Here is a 21,160-nt window from a genome sequence, read left to right on the forward strand (position 1 = left end):
CCCGTCCCCCGGCGCCGGCGCCCCGCGACCGATCAGGCCACGCGGCACGCGGCCACGAGAGGAGAGCGTCGCCGTGCCACCGACCGATTCCGGCCTCAGCTCCAGCTCCGACGACACCCTCGAACTGCAGCTCCCGCCCGACCTCGGGGCGCTGTACGGGGACGGGCACCGGCAGCCGGCCGCCACGACCGGCGGCCCGGCCGCCGGGCCGCTGCTCGACGACCTGGCGGGCTGGGGAGCGGCCGACACCCCCGCCGGCCCGTTCGCGCTCGTGCCCGTCCGGCCGGCCCGCGACCTCGACCGGATCACCGGCTGGATGAACGATCCGGCGGTCGCGGCCTTCTGGGAGCTGGCCGGCCCGCCGGAGACCACCGCCGCCCATCTGCGCAGCCAGCTCGACGGCGACGGCCGCAGCGTGCCCTGCCTGGGGGTGCTGGCCGGAGTCCCGATGAGCTACTGGGAGATCTACCTCGCCGACCTCGACCCCCTCGCCCGCCACTACCCGGCCCAGCCCCAGGACACCGGCATCCATCTGCTCCTCGGCGCCGGGTACCGCGGGCGCGGACTGGGCGGCACCCTGCTGCGCGCCGCCGCCGACCTCGTACTCGACCACCGCCCGCCGTGCACCCGGGTCGTCGCCGAGCCGGATCTGCGCAACACCGCCTCCGTCGCGGCCTTTCTGAGCGCGGGATTCCGCTATGCCGACGAGCTCGAACTGCCCGTCAAACGCGCGGCGTTGATGGTCCGCGACCGCGCCCACCGCCATCTGCTCTGACCCCGGGACCGTCCGTCGACGGTCCCGTTCCGGTTCGCCGTCCATCCCGCTGCCCCGGTTGTCCCCCACACGAGCCGGGGCGGTCCCGCTTCGAGGAGTCCCGCCTTGTCTCCTGAACCCCAGCCTTCGCACCGCGCCTGGCAGCACGCCGCGCGCCGACTGTTCGCCAAGATCCTGGCGGAGTTCGCGTACGAGGAAATCCTCACCCCCGAGCCCGACGGCACCGCCCCCGACGGCACCGAGAAATACCGTCTGCCGGTCACCGACGACCTGGTCTACCGCTTCCGTGCCCGCCGCGGCGCCTACGGGCACTGGCGCATCGACCCCGCTTCGATCACCCCCGGAACCGACCCCTTCCACTTCCTCACCCACGCCCATGACACCGTTCTGGGCTTGTCCGGCGACACCACCGGCCATCTCATCCGCGAGCTGACCGCCACCCTGACCGCCGACACCCGGCTCGACGCCACCGCCCTCAGCGCCGCCGACCTCGCCGACCTGGACTACGCCGGCCTCGAAGGCCACCAGACCGGCCACCCCTGGCTCGTCGCGAACAAGGGCCGGCTCGGCTTCTCCGCCCAGGACGCGGCGACCTGGGCCCCCGAGGCCCGCACCGCACGGCGTCTGCCCTGGCTCGCCGCGCACCACCGCATCGCCCACTACCGCGGTATCCCCACGCTGGCCACCCCCGACCGCCTCTACGGCGAGGAGCTGGCCCCCGCCACCCGTCATGCCTTCGCCCGCACCATCACCGACCAGGGCCACGACCCCGCCGACTACCTCTACCTCCCCGTGCACCCCTGGCAGTGGGACGAGACCATCGCCCCGCTCTTCGCGCCGCAGCTCGCCGACGGATCCATCATCGCGCTGCCCACTGACAACGACCTCCGCCTGCCGCAGCAGTCCATCCGCACCTTCCTCAACGTCAGCCGTCCCGAGGCCCGTACGGTCAAGCTTCCGCTGTCCATCCTCAACACCCTGGTGTGGCGCGGCCTGCCCACCGAGCGCACCCTCGCCGCCCCCGCCGTCACCCGCTGGGTCCACGGCCTGCGCGACGCCGACCCCTATCTGCGCGACGAGACCCGGGTGATCCTGCTCGGCGAGACCGCCTCCGTCACCGTCGAGCACCCCCTCTACGACCGGCTGCCCGGCGTCCCGTACCAGTTCAAGGAGCTGCTGGGCTGCATCTGGCGCGAGCCGGTCAGCGGCCGGCTCGACCCCGGCGAACGCGCCCGCACCCTGGCGGCGCTGCTGCAGACCGACCCCGAGGGCCGCGCCCTGACCGCGGAGCTGGTGCGCCGCTCGGGACTGGCGCCGCGCGACTGGCTGAGCCGGCTGTTCGCCGCACTGCTGCCGCCCCTGCTGCACTTCCTCTACCAGTACGGCACGGTCTTCTCCCCGCACGGCGAGAACGCCATCGTGATCTTCGACGCCCACGACGTCCCCACCCGCCTCGCGGTCAAGGACTTCGTCGACGACGTCAACACCAGCTCCTGGCGGCTCCCGGAGCACGACGCCATGCCGGACGACGTCCGGACGGTCCTGCTGACCGAACCGCCCTCCTTCCTCACCCAGTTCATCCACTCCGGCCTGTTCGTCGGCGTCTTCCGCTATCTCGCGCCGATCTGTGCGGACCAACTGGACGTGCCCGAGGCCGAGTTCTGGTCACTCGTCCGGGCGGAGATCCTCCGCCACCACGAGCGCTTCCCCCACCTCAAGGAGCGGCACGACACCTTCGACCTGCTCACCCCGCGGATCGAGCGGCTGTGCCTGAACCGCAACCGTCTGCATGTGGACGGCTACCGCGACCGCCGTGACAGACCGCACGCGGCCGTGCACGGCACCGTCCCCAACCCCCTGCATCTGGCGTGAACGGGGTGGCTGTCAGTGGTCCCGCGTAGGCTTGCCACGCTATGACGAAGCCCTCCCTCCCCGATCTGCTCCACGCCGCCGTCACCGCCGTCGGCGGCACCGAGCGCCCCGGCCAGGTGGCGATGGCCGAGGCCGTCGCCGAGGCCGTGGACGACAATGCCCATCTGCTCGTCCAGGCCGGCACCGGCACCGGAAAGTCCCTCGGCTACCTGGTTCCGGCGCTCGCCCACGGCGAGAGAGTCGTCGTCGCCACGGCCACCCTCGCGCTGCAGCGCCAGCTGGTGGAGCGCGATCTTCCGCGTACCGTCGACGCCCTCCATCCGCTGCTGCGCCGCCGCCCCGAATTCGCCATGCTCAAGGGCCGCTCCAATTACCTGTGTCTGCACCGCCTCCATGAGGGCGCCCCACAGGAAGAGGAGGACGGCCTCTTCGATGTGTTCGAGCAGGCGACGCCGACCAGCAAGCTCGGCAAGGATCTGCTGCGGCTGCGCGACTGGGCGGACGAGACCGAGACCGGCGACCGCGATGCGCTGACCCCCGGGGTCTCCGACCGTGCCTGGGCCCAGGTCTCGGTCTCCTCCCGCGAGTGCCTGGGCGCTTCGAAGTGCGCCTACGGGGCGGAGTGCTTCGCCGAGGCCGCACGGGAGCGCGCCAAGCTCGCCGATGTGGTCATCACCAACCATGCGCTGCTCGCCATCGACGCGATCGAGGGCGCCCCGGTCCTCCCGTCGCACGAGGTCCTGATCATCGACGAGGCCCATGAGCTGGTCTCCCGGGTCACCGGCGTCGCCACCGGCGAGCTCACCCCCGGCCAGGTCAACCGCGCCGTCCGCCGGGCCGCCAAGCTCGTCAACGAAAAGGCCGCCGACCAGCTCCAGACCGCCGCGGAGTCCTTCGAGCGACTCATGGAGCTGGCCCTGCCCGGCCGCCTCGAAGAGATCCCCGAGGACCTCGGCTACTGCCTGATGGCGCTGCGGGACGCGGCCCGTACGGTTATCTCGGCGCTCGGCTCGACCCGCGACAAGTCGGTCCAGGACGAGGACGCCGTCCGCAAGCAGGCCATCGCCTCGGTGGAGAACGTCCATGCCGTCGCCGAGCGCATCGCGAACGGCTCCGAGTACGACGTCGTCTGGTACGAACGCCATGACCGCTTCGGCGCCTCCCTGAGGGTGGCCCCGCTCTCGGTCTCCGGTCTGCTGCGCGAGAAGCTCTTCGAGGACCGCTCGGTGGTCCTCACCTCCGCCACCCTCAAACTGGGCGGCGACTTCAACGGGGTCGCGGCCTCCCTGGGCCTGGCCCCCGAGGGCACGGCGGGCGAGGACGTCCCGCCCTGGAAGGGGCTCGACGTCGGCTCCCCCTTCGAGTACGCGAAGCAGGGCATCCTCTACGTCGCCAAGCATCTGGCCCAGCCGGGCCGTGAGGGCAGCCGTACCGACATGCTCGACGAGCTCGCCGAACTGATCGAGGCGGCGGGCGGCCGCACCCTCGGCCTGTTCTCGTCGATGCGCGCGGCCCAGGCCGCTGCCGAGGAGCTGCGCGGCCGGCTGGATCTGCCGATCCTGCTCCAGGGGGAGGAGACCCTCGGCGAGCTGATCAAGTCCTTCGCCTCGGATGCCCGTACGTGCCTGTTCGGCACGCTGTCGCTGTGGCAGGGCGTCGATGTACCGGGCGCGAACTGCCAGCTGGTGGTGATGGACCGGGTGCCGTTCCCGCGCCCGGACGATCCGCTGATGAGCGCCCGGCAGAAGGCTGTGGAGGAGGCCGGCGGCAATGGCTTCATGGCCGTCGCGGCGACCCATGCGGCCCTGCTGATGGCCCAGGGCGCCGGCCGTCTGGTCCGCGCCACCGGCGACCGCGGCGTGGTGGCCGTCCTCGACCCCCGGGTGGAGCGGGCCCGCTACGGCTCCTTCCTCCGCAAGTCGATGCCCGACTTCTGGTACACCACCGACCGCAACCAGGTCCGCCGCTCCCTGGCCGCCATCGACGCCGCAGCCAAGGCATCACAGGCTGACGCATAGGCGGCGCACCATGGGTTCCTGGACCGCAACCCTCAATTGAGCAACCCCGTGGACCCCAACCCCTCCGCGAAAGCGGCGCCGGCTTAGGCGCAACAAGCGCAGAGCCCCGGAACCGGCGCAGTGGTTCCGGGGCTCGGTCGTGAGGGGTGGCTCAGACGCGGCGGAGCACCGCCACCACCTTGCCGAGGATGGTCGCCTCGTCGCCGGGGATCGGCTGGTACGCGGAGTTGTGCGGCAGCAGCCAGACGTGGCCGTCCTCGCGCTTGAAGCGCTTGACCGTGGCTTCGCCCTCCAGCATGGCGGCGACGATGTCGCCGTTCTCGGCGACCGGCTGGCGGCGGACCGTGACCCAGTCGCCGTCACAGATCGCGGCCTCGATCATGGAGTCGCCGACGACCTTCAGCACGAACAGTTCGCCGTCACCGACGAGCTGACGGGGGAGCGGGAAGACGTCCTCGACCGACTCCTCGGCGAGGATCGGGCCACCGGCGGCGATCCGGCCGACCAGGGGGACATAGGAAGCGGCGGGCTTGCCGGCGGTCTCCGTCGCCGCCGAGCTCGACTGGTCCGAGCCGCGGACCTCGTACGCCCGGGGGCGGTGCGGGTCACGCCGCAGGAAGCCCTTGCGTTCGAGCGCCATGAGCTGATGGGCGACGGACGAGGTGCTGGACAGTCCGACGGCCTGGCCGATCTCGCGCATGGACGGCGGGTAGCCGCGGCGCTGGACCGAATCCCGGATCACCTCGATCACCCTGCGCTGGCGGTCGGTGAGCCCGGAACTGTCGGCCCGGATCCCGGGTGGCCGGCCGGGAAGCGAGCGGGCGGGCTTCTGTTCTTCGGAGTCCAACGTGGCGTCGTCCATCGGTGGCCGCTGTGCCTTGTGCGGATGCTCGAACCGGCCCTGGGAGTGGCTTTGTGCGGTGATGGTCGCGCTGTCTGCGGTGGTGGTCACGTCGGCCCCTCTCGAAATGTTCTCCCTGGTTAGCCAACGGTAGTTGCTTTCGAAAGGTTGCGCCAAACACACGTTCGAGTGAAATATTCGCCGATTGGCTGACCTGGGCAAGGGGCTGGGTGTATGGCCGAGCGGTATTTCGCGCCCTCGCCGCACCTTCCCGCCCGCGCCCCGGGCCGGCGGGCGTCCCTCACAAGCGTCGGGACGCGGAGACCGGTGCGGCCGCCGCCATGACCCCGCCGATACTGCCACCCCGCCCCGCCGCGCTCCTGGCCGGGTCGCTTCCCGTACCCTCGTCTGCGGCCGCCCGGCCCGCCGCCACCGCGACACGCGGTAGGCGCATGTAAGCGGCCCGACACCACATCTAGTGGTTAGATGCCTTCGACTACCTAGAAGTTGTGGTCCCTGGTCTCTCGACCGGGCGGGGATCGCATATGCTGGGTACTGCTCCGAAGGGCCCGTACGGACCGGCCGGAGGTGTTTGCCGTGCGCCGGGTTCGTTGGCGTACGTACGTCCGTATGACAAGGGTGAGGAGGGTGGAGCGTGCACTGCCCCTTCTGCAGGCACCCGGACAGCAGGGTCGTCGACAGCCGTACCACCGATGACGGGACGGCGATCCGCCGGCGCCGCCAGTGCCCCGACTGCTCCCGCCGTTTCACGACGATCGAGACGGCGTCGCTGATGGTGATCAAGCGGAGTGGGGTCACCGAGCCCTTCAGCCGCGACAAGGTCATCGCGGGAGTGCGCAAGGCATGCCAGGGACGCCCGGTCACCGAGGACGCCCTCGCCAAGCTCGGCCAGCGGGTCGAGGAGGCGGTGCGCGCCACCGGCAGCGCCGAGCTGACCACTCATGACGTCGGGCTCGCCATACTGGGCCCGTTGCAGGAACTCGACCTCGTCGCTTACCTGCGCTTCGCGTCCGTTTACCGGGCATTCGATTCACTCGAAGACTTCGAGGCGGCCATCGCCGAGCTGCGGGAGCAGCGCGAGCAGGGACCGCCCGGGCAGGATCACGGGACCGAGGGTGAAGGCCCGGCCGTTCCCGTGCCCGCCACCGCCGCCGACTGAGCTCGGCGCACATCCAGGACCTGAACCGGGGCGAGAGCAGGGCGTCCCGGTGGCAGAAAGACAAACACCGTGCCACGGAATGAGTGCGCACATATGGGCGTTTGCCCGTATACAGGGAGGCGGAATGACAGAGACGACGAGCGGCCCGGCACGAGGCTCCCGCGCCAAGGGCAGCAAGGCGAGCAAGGGGCTGCGCATCGAGCGCATCCACACCACCCCCGGCGTGCATCCGTACGACGAGGTGGCGTGGGCGTCTCGTGACGTCGTCATGACCAACTGGCGCGACGGCTCGGTCAACTTCGAGCAGCGTGGCGTCGAGTTCCCCGACTTCTGGTCGGTGAACGCGGTCAACATCGTTACGAGCAAGTACTTCCGTGGCGCGGTGGGGTCCCCGACCCGTGAGTCCAGCCTCAAGCAGCTGATCGACCGCGTGGTCAAGACGTACCGAAAGAGCGGCGAGGAGAACGGTTACTTCGCCTCCCCGGCGGACGCCGAAATCTTCGAGCACGAGCTCGCCTACGCCCTGCTCCACCAGGTCTTCAGCTTCAACTCCCCGGTGTGGTTCAACGTCGGCACCCAGCAGCCGCAGCAGGTCAGCGCCTGCTTCATCCTCGCCGTGGACGACTCCATGGAGTCGATCCTGGACTGGTACAAGGAAGAGGGGATGATCTTCAAGGGCGGCTCCGGCGCCGGCCTGAACCTCTCCCGCATCCGCTCCTCCAAGGAGCTGCTCTCCTCCGGTGGCAACGCCTCCGGTCCGGTCTCCTTCATGCGCGGCGCCGACGCGTCCGCCGGAACGATCAAGTCGGGCGGTGCCACCCGGCGGGCGGCCAAGATGGTCGTCCTGGACGTGGACCACCCGGACGTCGAGGCCTTCATCGAGACCAAGGTGAAGGAGGAGGAGAAGATCCGCGCGCTGCGCGACGCGGGCTTCGACATGGACCTGGGCGGCGACGACATCACGTCCGTCCAGTACCAGAACGCCAACAACTCGGTCCGGGTCAACGACGAGTTCATGAAGGCCGTCGAGGCCGGCTCGAAGTTCGGGCTGCGCGGCCGGATGACCGGCGAGGTCATCGAGGAGGTCGACGCCAAGGGTCTCTTCCGCAAGATGGCGGAGGCCGCCTGGGCGTGCGCCGACCCCGGTATCCAGTACGACGACACCATCAACCACTGGCACACCTCGCCGGAGTCGGGCCGGATCACCGCGTCCAACCCGTGCAGCGAGTACATGCACCTGGACAACTCCTCGTGCAACCTCGCCTCGCTCAACCTCCTGAAGTTCCTGCGCGACGACGACCTGGGCAACCAGTCCTTCGACGCCGAGCGCTTCGCCAAGGTCGTCGAGCTGGTCATCACCGCGATGGACATCTCCATCTGCTTCGCCGACTTCCCCACCCAGAAGATCGGCGAGACCACCCGCGCCTACCGCCAGCTGGGCATCGGCTACGCCAACCTCGGCGCCCTGCTGATGGCCACCGGCCACGCCTACGACTCCGACGGCGGCCGTGCGCTCGCCGGTGCCATCACCTCCCTGATGACCGGCACCTCCTACAAGCGCTCCGCCGAGCTCGCCGCGGTCGTCGGCCCGTACGACGGCTACGCCCGCAACGCCGACGCCCACAAGCGCGTCATGAAGCAGCACTCCGACGCCAACGGTGTCGCCACGCGCATGGACGACCTGGACACCCCGGTCTGGGCGGCGGCCACCGAGGCCTGGCAGGACGTGCTGCGCCTGGGCGAGAAGAACGGCTTCCGCAACGCGCAGGCCTCCGTGCTGGCCCCGACCGGCACCATCGGCCTGATGATGGACTGCGACACCACGGGCGTCGAGCCGGACCTGGCCCTGGTCAAGTTCAAGAAGCTGGTCGGCGGCGGCTCCATGCAGATCGTGAACAACACGGTCCCCAAGGCGCTCAAGCGGCTCGGCTACCAGCCCGAGCAGGTCGAGGCGATCGTCGCCCACATCGCCGACCACGGCAATGTGATCGACGCCCCCGGCCTCAAGCCGCAGCACTACGAGGTCTTCGACTGCGCCATGGGCGAGCGCTCCATCTCCCCGATGGGCCATGTCCGCATGATGGCCGCGGCCCAGCCGTTCCTCTCCGGTGCGATCTCCAAGACGGTCAACGTCCCCGAGTCGGCCACCGTCGAGGAGATCGAGGACGTCTACTTCCAGGGCTGGCAGCTCGGCCTGAAGGCGCTGGCGATCTACCGCGACAACTGCAAGGTCGGCCAGCCGCTCTCCGCCAAGAAGAAGGAGGCGGAGAAGAAGGCCGAGCCGGTCGCCGAGAAGAAGGTCGTCGAGTACCGCCCGGTCCGCAACCGCCTCCCCAAGGGCCGTCCCGGCATCACCACCTCCTTCACGGTCGGCGGCGCCGAGGGCTACATGACCGCCAACTCCTACCCGGACGACGGTCTCGGTGAGGTCTTCCTGAAGATGTCCAAGCAGGGCTCGACCCTCGCGGGCATGATGGACGCCTTCTCCATCGCGGTGTCGGTGGGCCTCCAGTACGGCGTGCCGCTGGAGACCTACGTCTCGAAGTTCACCAACATGCGCTTCGAGCCGGCCGGCATGACGGACGACCCGGACGTGCGGATGGCGCAGTCGATCGTCGACTACATCTTCCGCCGCCTGGCGCTGGACTTCCTGCCGTTCGAGACCCGCTCGGCGCTCGGCATCCACTCCGTCGAGGAGCGCCAGCGCCACCTGGAGACCGGTTCGTACGAGCCGTCCGACGACGAGGTCGACGTCGAGGGCCTGGCCCAGTCGGCGCCGCGCCGGCTCGAGTCGGCCCAGGAGTCCGCTCCGGCCGTGAAGATCGTCGAGGATGCCGCCGCCCCGGCTCCCAAGCAGGCGCACACCAACGCCGAACTCGTCGAGATGCAGCTGGGCATCAACGCCGACGCGCCGCTGTGCTTCTCCTGCGGGACGAAGATGCAGCGGGCCGGCAGCTGCTACCTGTGCGAGGGCTGCGGATCGACCAGCGGCTGCAGCTGAGCAGCAGAGAGGCCGCGCAGGAGGGTTCCTCCCGCGCGGCCCGCGGCCCGGGCTGAGACGGCCCGGGGAAGCGTGGAGGGGACCGGCCGGGCGCCGGTCCCCTCCGTCGTGTGTGCCGGACGACGTTCAGGGGGCGTGCCGCACTTCCGGCGACCGGGCCGGCGGAGCGTCGCCGTGGGAGTGGCCGTACAGCGCCGCCGGTGCGCCGGGGAGCAGCAACGCCGCCCCGTCAGCGCCCCATCAGCGAGACGAACGCATCCGGGTCGGCGTCGAAGCCCCGGAGGCCGGGGCGGAAACGCCATTTGCCCGTCTCGTCCCGGGTGAATTCGGCCACCGTCGCGGCGGTCGCCTCCGCTACCGAGGCGAAATCGTCCTCCGCCAGAACGGTGTACCCCTCGCGGATCCGTACCGCGGTGTTCGCGACGTCGCCGAAGACCTTGCGGCCCTCGCCCTGCTGGATGGCCACACCCACCAGGACCCGGGCATAGGTCTCGGACAGCCGGTCCAGTTCCAGCGTCATGATCTCGTCGGCGCCGAACCCCTGGCCGGTCCTGCTGTCCCGGTTGAGGGTGATGGTGCCGTCGGGCGACCGGCTGTCGAAGGCCACCAGATAGGCCGGGTCACCGTGCGGCGCGTCGGCCGGGTACGTCGCCGCGACGATGTCGAGGTCGTTGTCCGGTGTTCCGATGGGACTGGGGTCCCACTTGAGTGTGACCTCGACCTTTTCGATCCCCTTGTTGAGCGTGCTCACCGGGCTTCCCCTCCTTCATCCCCCGGGGGCGCGGCCCGACCCACGCGATGATCACGCGGACTACTCCCCGGGACTTCCCGTTGGTGGACCATCGTGCCACGCCAGGTGGCTCGTGGGCGGAAGCAACTTTCCTTGGTGGCAGGCGATATGAAGCCGGTGTGGGTGGCTGGAAAGCGCCCTCCGGGCTCTGGCCTGAATGCGTGGGTCCGGGGCAGTGGTCCGCTCGCCCCAGGGGCGGTCGAGATGTCCGCGCGGGACGTCTGGCGCCGTGGCGGGGGAGGGGCAGGCGACCTCGGGCTGTGGGTGGTGAGGCCCGCGGGTGAGGACGAGAAGCCGCATGGTCTGGGGCGGGAGGGGCCGTCGCGCAGTATGGGGAGATCGGCCGGGCGGACACCGGCGGCATTCCGCTGTAGTGCGTACGCAGGTTTCGGCCAGGGACGGATCGGTGAGGGCTTGTGCTGCACTGGCAGGAACGGTGCCTGAAAGCGGTCGAAGCGGCGGAGCGACGACCGGGCGTGAGCCCCCATCGACTCGCGTCCGTATGGAAGTTCGGGGTGGTCGGATTGTGACGCGCAGTGATTCCGGTTCGCCCGCGGGCCGTACGATGGCGCGGTGCTTGTCAAGTGGATTCGCCTCACCGTCGTGGACCGTCGAGGGTTCGAGCGGGGGCAGCGGAAATGGGCGGGGCTGCTGGGTGAGCCGGGGTTCCGAGGGCAGGGCGGCGGGTGGAGCCGGGGGCGGCCGGGTGTCGCGCATCTCGTCGCCTTCTGGGAGAGCCGGGCGTTCTACGACTCCTTCATGGCGCGTTCGCACGACCGGCTGGCGGCCGCCCAGGTCGGCACGTACAAGGACGCGCAGGTGCGCCTGTTTGAGCACGAGTTCGACGTGAAGGTGGGCTTCCGCCCGTCCTTCGGTGATGTGGACGTGCTGCGGCTCGCGCACTGCCAGGTGTACCAGGACCGGGTGGACCACTTCATGCTGATGCAGGAGAAGGTATGGAACCCGGCGATGGCGGGTTCACCGGGAATGCTGCGGGGGATGCTGGGCCGGGCGCCGGGCGAGGAGTTCCTGGTGTTGTCGATGTGGCAGTCGGCTGCCGAGCGGGGGAAGTACCGGCCCGAGCGGGTGGAGCGGCTGGCGCTGCGGGCCCAGATAGCCGCGGACGTCCGGGCCATCGCAGGGGACGTGGTCCAGCTCGAACCGTCATGGACGGTGTGAGGGGCGGCGCGTTCAGGAGCCCGTGCCCTGGGTGGAGCCTGCGTCGCTGTCGAGGGTGAACGCCCCGGCGCGGGCGGCGGCCAGCGTGGCCGCCGCGGCCTGGTCGGCGTGCGCGGCCTCGACCGGTTCCCGGGTGATGAACAGGCGGAGGAAGAGCGGCGCGGAGACCGAGCGGACCAGTGCACCGGCGTCGATCGCGCCGCTCGCGGCGGTGTCGGAGCCGGTGTGGGCCCGGGTGTCCGCCGGGGGGCCCGGTACGGCTTCCGGGGGCGCAGGCAATTCTCCGCGCAGGACGGCACGTTCGACGATGGCCTCGCAGCGCGCGAACCGCTCGGTGTAGTAGCCGCGCAGCGCGGCGGCCGCCCGTTCCGACTGGAAACCGGCGGCGATCATCGCGGAGCCCGACGCGGCCACCGCAGGGTCGGCGAAGGAAGCGACGACCTCGCGGGCCAGGGCGCGCAGATCGCCCTCCAGGGACCCGGTGTCGGGCGGGGTCCACTCGTCCTCACCCGCAAGATCCAGGGCGTCCGCCACCAGGCCCTCGATGTCCTTCCAGCGGCGATAGAGCGTCGTTTTGTGCACGCCGGAGTGCTCGGCGACGTATTCGACGGTCAGGCCGGGATAGCCGTGCTCGGTGAGCCCGGCCAGTACGGCGTCGCGGACGGCTGCGCGGGTGCGGGCGGTGCGGCCGCCGGGGCGCCGGGTGCCGGGGGCGGGTGCGGAGCCGACGGTCGTGCGTCGGCCGCCGCTCGCTTCGTCCTCAGTCAATTGCAATCCTTGTTGCGTTAGTGGGCGGGCCTATGTCATCCTCATCGTAATGCAACGAGTGTTGCGTTTGATTGGGGGATCGGTGCCTGCTCGGATCTCATTGCACGCCATCATCACGTCCTACGGTGACCGGCCGCTGAACGACGGCGTAGCGCTGTCGATATGCCCCGCCGGACGGTCGGTCCCGGTCGGTCCCTGACTGGCAGGCCTGCCGGCTCCGCATGCGGCCCGTCCGGTGCCGGGCGCCTCTACGCGGCGGACCGGCTCTGCCGTGGACGGATGATGCCCGACGGTGCCGGGCGGGAGTGCGGTCGCACCTCGCCGCAGGGACCTCAGCCAGGCCAGGAAAGGACCGCGGCCACACAGGCGGGAGGAGTGCTGTGCAGCAAGGTCCGGACCGCGGACCAGGGGGCGTGCGGCATGTGCAGAGCACGAGATTTAGGCTGGCGGCATGGCTCGGCCCCGACGCATCGTTCTCATCCGCCATGGAGAGTCGGAGGGGAATGTCGACGACACCGTCTACGAGCGGGAGCCCGATCATGCGCTCTCGCTCACCCCGGCCGGGCTGCGACAGGCGGAGGCCGCCGGCGGCCCGCTGCGCGAGATGTTCGGTGACCAGCGGGTCTCCGCCTATGTCTCGCCCTACCGCCGCACCCACCAGACCTTCCGGGCGCTCGGCCTCGATCCCGGCCGGGTCCGGGTACGCGAGGAGCCCCGACTGCGCGAGCAGGACTGGGGGAACTGGCAGGACCGCGACGACGTACGACGGCAGAAGGCCTACCGCGACGCCTACGGACACTTCTTCTACCGGTTCGCCCAGGGCGAGTCCGGAGCGGACGTCTACGACCGCGTCGGGGCGTTCCTGGAGAGTCTGTGGCGCAGCTTCGAGGCCCCGGACCACCCGCCGAACGTCCTGATCGTCACGCACGGGCTCACCATGCGGCTGTTCTGTATGCGCTGGTTCCACTGGACGGTGGCCGACTTCGAATCGCTGTCCAATCCGGGCAATGCGGAACGGCGCACCCTGCTGCTCGGCGGGAACGGCCGCTACACCCTCGACCGGCCCTTCGAGCGCTGGTGTAAACCGGAGCCTTACGGGGCCACCGGTTAGAGTGCACACCGATGACCCTCGATCACCGTGACGCAGACCGCCGTGCGCGGGCTCTGGCGAGCCTGCGCGGTCTGTCCGTGGGTGACGCCCTCGGATCCCAGTTCTTCGTCCCCGCCCACTACCGCTCCCTCAAGCGCCGCGAGCTGCCACCCGCCCCCTGGCAGTGGACCGACGACACGGAGATGGCCTGCTCCGTCCTGGCCGAGCTCACCACCCATGGGCGGATCGACCAGGACTCCCTCGCCCGCTCCTTCGCCGACCACCACGACTTCGACCGTGGCTACGGCCCGGCCGTCAACCGCATGCTGCGGCTGATCCGCGAGGGCGGCGACTGGCGTGAGCTGGCGTCCGGACTCTTCAACGGCCAGGGCTCGTGGGGCAACGGAGCCGCCATGCGCATCGCTCCCCTCGGCGCCTGGTACGCCGACGACCCCGAGCAGGCCATCCACCAGGCCGAGATCTCCGCGTACACCACCCACCAGCACCGCGAGGCCGTCGTCGGTGCCATGGCCGTCGCCGCCGCGGCCGCCCTGGTGGCCGACCCGACCCGCGACCTCGGCCCCGAGCAGCTGCTGGACGGCGTACTGGAGCTGATCCCGCGCAGCGCCGTACAGGCCGGCTTGCGCCGGGCACGCGACATGCTCGACTACGCCGATTCCGGCACCGTCGCCGCCGTGCTGGGCTGCGGGCGGCGTACCAGCGCCCACGACACCGTGCCCTTCACCCTCTGGGCCGCCGCCCGGCATCTCGGCAACTATGAGCGGGCATTTTGGGCCACCGCTCATGCGGGCGGCGATGTCGACACCACCTGTGCCATCGTCGGCGGCATCGTCGCCGCCGGTGGGGCGGGCGCCCCGCCCGAGGCATGGCTGGCAGGCACCGAGCCCCTCCCGTCCTGGGCCCCCGTCCACACCGACTGAGCACCGCCGCACCGCAGCTCCCCTCGCCCGTCGCGGGCCGGCCGTCCGCGACCCCTTACGTCCCCCCCCGGTCCCCTCCAACGGGCGGTGACGGACGGCGAATTCGCCCCAGGCCGTGGCCTGCGGGGCACGGGAACGCGGCGCGTGACACCCGCCGGGGAGCGCCGCCGGATACCCGTTGGTAGCGGTACCGGTCCGGCCCCGCTCGACCTGCGCGGACATCGTTTTCCGCCAGGTGCGGATCCGGTGCGGACGGCTGGGCCGAATAGGCGTAACCTTGCTGGCGCCATGCCGTACGAGCCCCCCACCCATACCGTCGAGCGATCATTGCGCGCCACGACGGGCGCCAAGATCGTTGTAGGTATCGACGAGGTCGGACGCGGAGCGTGGGCCGGTCCGGTCAGCGTCTGCGCAGCCATCACCGGTCTGCGCCGGCCGCCCGACGGACTCACCGATTCCAAGCTGCTGACTCCCAAGCGCCGCACCGAACTGTGCGATGTGCTCGGCGAGTGGGTCACGTCGTACGCCCTCGGGCACTCCTCGCCGGAGGAGATCGACGAGCTGGGCATGACCGCGGCACTGCGGCTCGCGGCCGTACGCGCCCTGGAGGCGCTGCCGGTCCGGCCGGACGCGGTCATTCTCGACGGCAAGCACGACTACCTGGGCGCGCCATGGCGGGTCCGCACGGTCATCAAGGGTGACCAGTCCTGCATCGCGGTCGCCGCCGCGTCCGTGCTCGCCAAGGTGCGGCGCGACGCGCTGATGGCCGAACTGGGTCTGGCCTACGCCGACTTCGACTTCGCGGCCAACGCAGGCTACCCCTCGCCGACCCATCGCATTGCCCTGGAGGAGTACGGTCCCACGCCGCACCACCGAGTGTCGTGGTCCTACATGGACGCCCTGCCCCGGTGGCGGCATCTGAAGAAGGTGCGCCTCACCCCCGAAGCAGCCGCTCTGGAAGCCGGTGGCCAACTCGGCTTCGATTTCTGAGCGGTAGCGGACATCAATTCGGTACCCGATAGCGTGTTCCGCACTTACGTTTGATAGACATCCCTTTATGCCTCTCTTCCCCGAGGAGCCTCAGATTCACGAGAGTGTCCCGGGTCCCCGCGCAACTCCGGCCGCCGGCCGTACCGCGCCGACCCCTCGTCCTGTTCCTGGCCCCGGTCCCCGCCCCGCGCCTCCGCGTGGCGCTCCGGCGGCCAGCGTCCGTCCGGGCAAGCCCGGACCTGCTGCCCCGCCGCGTGGGCCTGTCGCCGCTCCGCCGGCGCAGCGCACCAGCTCCCCGCAGCCGCCGGCCGGCAAGACCGGTACCGCGGGAGCGCAGCTCCAGCTGATCCCGGCACCCGCCGCCGGCGCCGTCGACGCTGCCGACGAGGCCGTCGACCTGCTGCTGGACTCCGGGCGTGCGCCGGGCGAAATCCTGGTGCTGACCACCGGCGAGGCCCACCCGTGGGCCGCGCATGAGCTCTCCTTCGGCGAGGCCTCGTACTGGGCCCAACACGACGCCACGGACGATGTGTTCTACGCGGACGCGGCCGCCGAGCGCGCCACCGGCCGGCCCGTTGTGGTCGTCGCCGTCAACGGCGGTTCGGACGAGGTCACCGGGAAGGCGCTGCCGGCCGCCATGGCCCGTGCCGGAGTGCTGCTGATCGTCTGCGGCGACCCGCAGCGGATCACGGCTGTCCTGGGCGCCCACGCCTGACCCGGTCGGCTCGCAACGGCCCGTCGGTCCTGGAGGGCCGTCGGGCCCGCTTGCGCTTCCGCGCCCACGGCGCGCGGATGCCGAGGGTGCCGACAGGTGGTGCGGCCTCTCCGAGAGGCACGGCCGTATGCGTGAACCCCGGTCGGGGCGCGGCCGCTCGGTCCGCCTCAGCGCGCCGCCGTGTGCCGATGTGCTTCCGGGGCGCCGCCGGCGCGCCGAGGAAGCGGCCGGCTCTGTGGGACGGCGGCCTTCGCGGCGGTGCGCGGTGCATCCGGTCGCGCTGCCGTCATACGACGCGACTCCGAACGTCCCGCCTCCGGGCGGCGCGGTTCGGGGACCGGCAGGTCCGTGGCGGGAGGCCTGGGGCGGCGCCCGCCCCGGCCCTCGCCCAATACCTGCCAGCGGCCGGGAGTCAGGGTGATGTACGCCCCGCAGCGGAGCCCGTGCAGGGTGCAGGCATCGCGCAGCCCCCACATCCACGCCCCGTCCGTCTCCGTCCAACGGGGCTCGCCCTCACGGCAGTAGAGCAGCACCGCGGTCCGGACCGGGGCACGCAACCGCAGGTCGTGCGGGATGACCCGGCGCAGATGCGCCAGCAGCGCATTGCGGAAATCCCAGCCGTCGGGCGCGGCCGCGAGCTCGGTGAACGAGGCGCTGGCCGTCACCCGGTCCTGTGCGTCGAGCACCGCGACGACGGCCGTCGACGGCTCCGGACGATGGCGATCGTGCAGATCGGCGACGACCTCACGGGGATTGCGCAGCAACGGGATCCCGGCCGATGCCCATTCGGCGGGCACCAGCATCCGTCCCAGTCGCGCGGCGGAATCGGCGGACACGGGCAAAGACACTTGCGGGGGTGGAGCGAAGCCGAAGGTCATGTTCCTCCCTTCGTCTAGGCGTCCATGCGTCGGGCGGTGACCGGGCACGGGTGCGCACCACGGCACGGCGCTGCCTGACCATGGACGGCCGGTACGGGGAAGCATTCCAATTCTTGCCGTCGTACACGCATGCGGCAACGAGCAATTCCCGTCGGTGCCCGGAATCGTCCGGAGAGTCGCCAATGTGCTTGCCCGTCGCGGCGTCGGCCGGGACGGACCGCTCCTAGCCCTGTACGGCGAGGACCAGCGGAAACACCCCCTCGGCGCCCGCCCGGCGCAGGAGCCGGGCGGCCACCGCCATTGTCCAGCCGGTGTCGGCGTAGTCGTCCACCAACAGCACCGGGCCACCCGCCGAGGCCAGGGCCTGCGCCAGCTCCGGCGGCACGCTCAGCGAACCGTGCAGCGCCCGCAGCCGCTGAGCGCTGTTGCTGCGCGGAACCCTGCCCTCGACACCGTTGTCCGCCGAGGCCACCGTGCCCAGGAAGGGCATCCGGCCGACCGCGGCGATCCGCTCGGCCAGCGACCGGATCAGCTGCGGGCGGCTGCGTGAGGAGAGCGCGACGACGCCCACCGGGCGGGCCGGGGCCTCGGCCGCGCCCGAGGCCCAACCACCTGGCCCCTTGGCCCAGTCGGCGAGCACCGTGACCACCGCGGCCGACACATCGTCGGGGACCGGCCCGTCCGGCGCCTGCGGTGCGAGCATCGGCCGCAGGCGGTTGCCCCACCCGATGTCGGAGAGCCGGCCCAGGGCCCGGCCGGTCGCGGCTAGCTCGCCCGCCGGGATACGCCCCTTGAGGTCGACGCCGACGGCCGGCAGCCCCGTCGGCCACATCCGCCGCGGCTCCACCTCCACCCCCGGGCGCCCCAGCTCACCGCGCGCCGCATCCAGCGAAGCGGACGACACCTCGGTGCTGAAGCGTGCTCCGGCGCAGTTGTCGCAGCGGCCGCAGGCCACCGCCGCCTCGTCGTCCAACTGCCGCCGCAGGAACTCCATCCGGCACCCCGCCGTGGTGGCGTACTCCCGCATGGCCTGCTGCTCGGTCTCGCGCTGACGCGAGACCCACGCATAGCGCTCGGCGTCGTACGACCATGGCCGGCCGGTGGATGTCCAGCCGCCCTTGACGCGTTGCACGGCGCCGTCCACATCGAGCACTTTGAGCATGATCTCCAGGCGCGAGCGGCGCAGTTCGACCTGCGGCTCCAGGGCGGGCAGCGACACCGGCCGGCCGGCCGCGGCCAAAACGTCCAGGGTCCGCCGCACCTGCTCCTCGGGCGGGAAGGCCAGCGACGCGAAGTACTTCCAGATCGCCTCGTCCTCACGCCCCGGCAGCAGCAGCACCTCTGCGTGCTTCACCCCTCGGCCGGCCCGGCCCACCTGCTGGTAGTACGCGATGGGGGACGAGGGCGACCCGAGGTGCACCACGAAGCCCAGATCGGGCTTGTCGAAGCCCATACCCAGCGCGGAGGTCGCCACCAGCGCCTTGACACGGTTGGCGAGCAGATCGTCCTCGGCCTGCTGGCGGTCGGCGTTCTCCGTCTTACCGGTGTACGACGAGACCGTGTGCCCCCGGTGGCGCAGGAAGGCCGTCACCTCCTCGGCGGCGGCGACCGTGAGGGTGTAGATGATTCCCGAGCCCGGCAGCTCGTGCAGATGGTCCGCGAGCCAGGCGAGCCGGTGCGCGGCGTCCTGCAGCGGAAGCACGCCCAGACTCAGACTCTCCCGATCCAGCGGTCCGCGCAGCACCAGTGCCTCGGTGGAGCCCTCGCCCGTCCCGAGCTGCTCGGCGACATCGGCGGTCACCCGCGCATTGGCCGTGGCGGTGGTGGCGAGCACCGGCACACCGGGCGGGAGATCGGCGAGCATGGTGCGCAGCCGTCGGTAATCCGGCCGGAAATCATGGCCCCAGTCGGAGATGCAGTGCGCCTCGTCGACCACCAGCAGCCCGGTCGCCGCCGCGAGCTTGGGCAGTACCTGATCACGAAAATCGGGGTTGTTGAGCCGCTCGGGGCTCACCAGCAGGACATCCACCTCACCGGCCGCCACCTCGGCCTGGACGGTGTCCCACTCCTCGGTGTTGGCGGAGTTGATCGTGCGCGCCCGGATCCCGGCGCGCGCGGCGGCCTCGACCTGATTACGCATCAGCGCAAGGAGCGGGGAGACGATCACGGTCGGCCCGCTGCCGCGCTCGCGCAGCAGCGCCGTCGCGACGAAATAGACCGCGGACTTGCCCCAGCCCGTCCGCTGCACGACCAGCGCCCGGCGATGGTCGGCGACCAGCGCCTCGATCGCCCGCCACTGATCCTCGCGCAGCCTGGCCTCGCCGCCGGGATCCCCGACGAGTCGGGTCAGGACGGCATCGGCGGCGGCACGCAGATCATCGTTGCTCATGCCTCCATGCAACCCGATGCCACTGACAATGCGCGAACTCCCGCCCGAGGCTGTGGACAACTTCCTCGCCCGCGAGTTATCCACAGGGGTCGCGGCGCGGCGGCCTGCCGCGGGATCTTCGAGCCATGAATCCGCACAGCGAACCGAGCAAGCGCTCCACCGACAGCAATTCCGCCGCCACGCCCTCCGCCCCGCCGCCTTCGACCCCTCCCCGCCCGCCCGAGCCGCCGGCCCCTGCCGACCCGCGCAGCGCATCCGACCCCACTCCACCCGCCCGCTCTGCAGAGTCTTCGCGCCCGGCCGACTCCGCGCACACCACCACCCCATCCACCCCCACCCAGCCCGCCGGCTCCTCCACCCCGTCCGACCCGTCCGGCCCCACGCACTCCTCCGCCCCCTCCGACGCGGTCCCGGCGCCACCCGCCGAAGCCCAGGTCACCCTCCGCAGCCCGGCCGAACTCGCCGACGCCTTGCCGTATCTCATGGGCTTCTACCCGGATGACAGCGTCGTGCTGATCGCGCTGCACGGCGACCGCGGGCGCTTCGGCGGTCGGGTCAGGCTCGGCATCCCCACCGACACCGCGCAGTGGCCGGATGTCGCCGACCAACTCGCCGAATGTCTGATCTCCGCGGGCCAGGAGCGTGACACCCGGCCCGAGGCGATCCTCGTCTACCTCTGCCAGGAGCCCGCGGAAGGCGAGAACGGCAAGGACGTCAAGGACCGGCTCCGGCCGCTCGCCCAACGGCTGCGTACCGCCTGCGGTGCGCTCGACGTACCCGTCCTGGAAGCCCTGTGCCTGTCCAACGGCCGCTTCTGGTCCTACTGCTGCCCCGACTTCCGGTGCTGCCCCGCCGAGGGCACGCCCATGGTCATGCCCGGCACATCCGTGATGGCCGCGGCCGCCGCATACGCGGGCATGCAGGTGCGCGGCTCGCTCAAGGAGATGGAGGCCAGGCTGATGCCCCGTACCGGCAGGCGGGCCGCGGAGCAGGAGAAGGTGCTGGATGCGGCGGCCGGCGCGCTGGTGCCGCGCATGCTCGAAAGGGACGGCGCGGCGGCCGTCCGGCGCGACACCCTCGACCTGGCCGGCGCCATGATCCACCGGTTCCGTCAGGACACCCCCTCGGGCAGCAACCGGGCCCGGGACGCCTGTGACGATGCGCTGATCACCGATGTCGAGGCCGCCGATCTCATCCTCGGCCTCCAGGACCGGGTCACCCGCGACCGGGCAGCGGAGTGGATGGACGGCTCAGTTGCCGCGCCGGCCCTCCGGCTCTGGCGCGCCCTCGCCCGCCGCTGCGCCGGGGGCTATGCCGAGCACGCGGTGGCCCCGCTCACCCTCGCCGGCTGGGTTTGCTGGTCCACCGAGGACGGACCGTCGGCGCGCATCGCCCTCAACTGCGCTCTGTCGCTCGACCCCGACTACACCTTCGCCCAGTTGCTGCACCGCGCCATCAATGAAGGCCTCGATCCGGAGCCGCTGCGCCGCTGCCTGCGCGAGCAGAACCACGCGGTCGTGAGCGCTGCCGAGGATGCATCCGCGCCCGTCGCCGATTCGCCGTCCACCGCCAAGGAGACACGACGGCCGACCAGGCGCCCCGGGGCGGCCGGCCGCCCCCGCGGACCTCGCGGCGGCACGGGCCCAGGCGCCCGTTCGACGGACGGCCGCGGCAGGCGCCGGGCCGGCCGGGACGGCGACCGGAGCCGGCGGTGAACACGACATGGCAGCGCG

Annotated in this window: 16 protein-coding genes; 11 read left to right on the top strand and 5 right to left on the bottom strand. The window is 71.4% G+C overall.

Features of this window, described 5'->3' with window-relative positions:
- Nucleotides 1–73 precede the first annotated feature (73 nt).
- The 3 genes from BKA18_RS26880 to BKA18_RS26890 all read left to right on the top strand — a co-directional run bounded on the left by BKA18_RS26880 (nt 74) and on the right by BKA18_RS26890 (nt 4,665).
- The gene (locus tag BKA18_RS26880; RefSeq protein ID WP_366046835.1) at nt 74–775 is read left to right on the top strand and encodes a GNAT family N-acetyltransferase; all 702 of its coding nucleotides are present in this window, start codon (nt 74–76) and stop codon (nt 773–775) included.
- Nucleotides 776–880: 105 nt separating this feature from the next.
- Complete coding sequence (locus tag BKA18_RS26885; protein ID WP_366046836.1) at nt 881–2,647, top strand: IucA/IucC family protein; 1,767 nt, start codon at nt 881–883, stop codon at nt 2,645–2,647.
- Nucleotides 2,648–2,688: 41 nt separating this feature from the next.
- A complete protein-coding gene (locus BKA18_RS26890; protein WP_366046837.1) occupies nt 2,689–4,665 on the top strand; it encodes an ATP-dependent DNA helicase in 1,977 nt (658 codons plus the stop codon).
- Between the two features lie 151 nt (nt 4,666–4,816).
- On the opposite strand, the gene lexA is transcribed toward BKA18_RS26890, so the two are convergent.
- Nucleotides 4,817–5,617: a transcriptional repressor LexA gene (lexA, locus tag BKA18_RS26895; RefSeq protein ID WP_006602683.1), complete on the bottom strand. Its 801-nt coding sequence runs from the start codon at nt 5,615–5,617 to the stop codon at nt 4,817–4,819.
- A gap of 544 nt (nt 5,618–6,161) precedes the next feature.
- Here lexA and nrdR point away from each other — a divergent pair.
- Entirely contained in the window at nt 6,162–6,686 is a 525-nt protein-coding gene (gene nrdR, locus BKA18_RS26900; protein WP_006602682.1) for a transcriptional regulator NrdR, read from the top strand.
- Between the two features lie 124 nt (nt 6,687–6,810).
- Nucleotides 6,811–9,687, top strand: a complete 2,877-nt coding sequence (locus BKA18_RS26905; RefSeq protein ID WP_366046838.1) for a vitamin B12-dependent ribonucleotide reductase — start codon at nt 6,811–6,813, stop codon at nt 9,685–9,687.
- Nucleotides 9,688–9,916: 229 nt separating this feature from the next.
- Here BKA18_RS26905 and BKA18_RS26910 read toward each other — a convergent pair whose 3' ends face one another.
- Nucleotides 9,917–10,438, bottom strand: coding sequence for a TerD family protein (locus BKA18_RS26910; protein WP_366046839.1), 522 nt, complete (start codon nt 10,436–10,438; stop codon nt 9,917–9,919).
- A 612-nt stretch (nt 10,439–11,050) separates the two neighbouring features.
- Here BKA18_RS26910 and BKA18_RS26915 point away from each other — a divergent pair.
- Nucleotides 11,051–11,656 (top strand): YdbC family protein, encoded by a 606-nt coding sequence (locus tag BKA18_RS26915; RefSeq protein ID WP_093485537.1) that lies wholly within the window; start codon nt 11,051–11,053, stop codon nt 11,654–11,656.
- 12 nt (nt 11,657–11,668) lie between these two features.
- Here the strand turns inward: BKA18_RS26915 and BKA18_RS26920 are convergent, their stop codons facing one another.
- Nucleotides 11,669–12,424 carry a TetR/AcrR family transcriptional regulator gene (locus tag BKA18_RS26920; protein ID WP_366046840.1) on the bottom strand — a complete coding sequence of 252 codons (756 nt, stop codon included), beginning with the start codon at nt 12,422–12,424 and terminating at the stop codon, nt 11,669–11,671.
- Nucleotides 12,425–12,875: 451 nt separating this feature from the next.
- Between BKA18_RS26920 and BKA18_RS26925 the strand changes: the two genes are divergently transcribed.
- The 4 genes from BKA18_RS26925 to BKA18_RS26940 all read left to right on the top strand — a co-directional run bounded on the left by BKA18_RS26925 (nt 12,876) and on the right by BKA18_RS26940 (nt 16,160).
- Nucleotides 12,876–13,535 (top strand): histidine phosphatase family protein, encoded by a 660-nt coding sequence (locus BKA18_RS26925; protein ID WP_006602677.1) that lies wholly within the window; start codon nt 12,876–12,878, stop codon nt 13,533–13,535.
- 11 nt (nt 13,536–13,546) lie between these two features.
- Nucleotides 13,547–14,455: an ADP-ribosylglycohydrolase family protein gene (locus BKA18_RS26930; protein ID WP_366046841.1), complete on the top strand. Its 909-nt coding sequence runs from the start codon at nt 13,547–13,549 to the stop codon at nt 14,453–14,455.
- A 288-nt stretch (nt 14,456–14,743) separates the two neighbouring features.
- A complete protein-coding gene (rnhB, locus tag BKA18_RS26935) occupies nt 14,744–15,445 on the top strand; it encodes a ribonuclease HII (protein ID WP_366046842.1) in 702 nt (233 codons plus the stop codon).
- Between the two features lie 67 nt (nt 15,446–15,512).
- The gene (locus BKA18_RS26940) at nt 15,513–16,160 is read left to right on the top strand and encodes a hypothetical protein (protein WP_366046843.1); all 648 of its coding nucleotides are present in this window, start codon (nt 15,513–15,515) and stop codon (nt 16,158–16,160) included.
- 167 nt (nt 16,161–16,327) lie between these two features.
- Here the strand turns inward: BKA18_RS26940 and BKA18_RS26945 are convergent, their stop codons facing one another.
- Both BKA18_RS26945 and BKA18_RS26950 read right to left on the bottom strand, forming a co-directional pair.
- A complete protein-coding gene (locus BKA18_RS26945; RefSeq protein ID WP_366046844.1) occupies nt 16,328–17,038 on the bottom strand; it encodes a hypothetical protein in 711 nt (236 codons plus the stop codon).
- Nucleotides 17,039–17,261: 223 nt separating this feature from the next.
- On the bottom strand, nt 17,262–19,427 hold the full coding sequence (locus BKA18_RS26950; protein ID WP_366046845.1) for a RecQ family ATP-dependent DNA helicase: 2,166 nt from the start codon (nt 19,425–19,427) through the stop codon (nt 17,262–17,264).
- 125 nt (nt 19,428–19,552) lie between these two features.
- On the opposite strand from BKA18_RS26950, the gene BKA18_RS26955 reads away from it, so the two are divergent.
- The gene (locus BKA18_RS26955) at nt 19,553–21,142 is read left to right on the top strand and encodes a DUF4192 domain-containing protein (RefSeq protein WP_366046846.1); all 1,590 of its coding nucleotides are present in this window, start codon (nt 19,553–19,555) and stop codon (nt 21,140–21,142) included.
- The last annotated feature ends 18 nt before the right edge of the window (nt 21,143–21,160 follow it).

Source organism: Streptomyces auratus (genome assembly GCF_050433025.1).
GTDB lineage: Bacteria > Actinomycetota > Actinomycetes > Streptomycetales > Streptomycetaceae > Streptomyces > Streptomyces sioyaensis.

What these genes read in the sequence shown, in the direction of transcription:
- BKA18_RS26945 (WP_366046844.1), bottom strand. Translation starts at nt 17,038, where the DNA reads ATGACCTTCGGCTTCGCTCCACCCCCGCAAGTGTCTTTGCCCGTGTCC.
- BKA18_RS26955 (WP_366046846.1), top strand. Translation starts at nt 19,553, where the DNA reads ATGAATCCGCACAGCGAACCGAGCAAGCGCTCCACCGACAGCAATTCC.
- BKA18_RS26950 (WP_366046845.1), bottom strand. Translation starts at nt 19,427, where the DNA reads ATGAGCAACGATGATCTGCGTGCCGCCGCCGATGCCGTCCTGACCCGA.
- BKA18_RS26930 (WP_366046841.1), top strand. Translation starts at nt 13,547, where the DNA reads ATGACCCTCGATCACCGTGACGCAGACCGCCGTGCGCGGGCTCTGGCG.
- BKA18_RS26925 (WP_006602677.1), top strand. Translation starts at nt 12,876, where the DNA reads ATGGCTCGGCCCCGACGCATCGTTCTCATCCGCCATGGAGAGTCGGAG.
- rnhB (WP_366046842.1), top strand. Translation starts at nt 14,744, where the DNA reads ATGCCGTACGAGCCCCCCACCCATACCGTCGAGCGATCATTGCGCGCC.
- BKA18_RS26890 (WP_366046837.1), top strand. Translation starts at nt 2,689, where the DNA reads ATGACGAAGCCCTCCCTCCCCGATCTGCTCCACGCCGCCGTCACCGCC.
- BKA18_RS26940 (WP_366046843.1), top strand. Translation starts at nt 15,513, where the DNA reads ATGCCTCTCTTCCCCGAGGAGCCTCAGATTCACGAGAGTGTCCCGGGT.
- BKA18_RS26905 (WP_366046838.1), top strand. Translation starts at nt 6,811, where the DNA reads ATGACAGAGACGACGAGCGGCCCGGCACGAGGCTCCCGCGCCAAGGGC.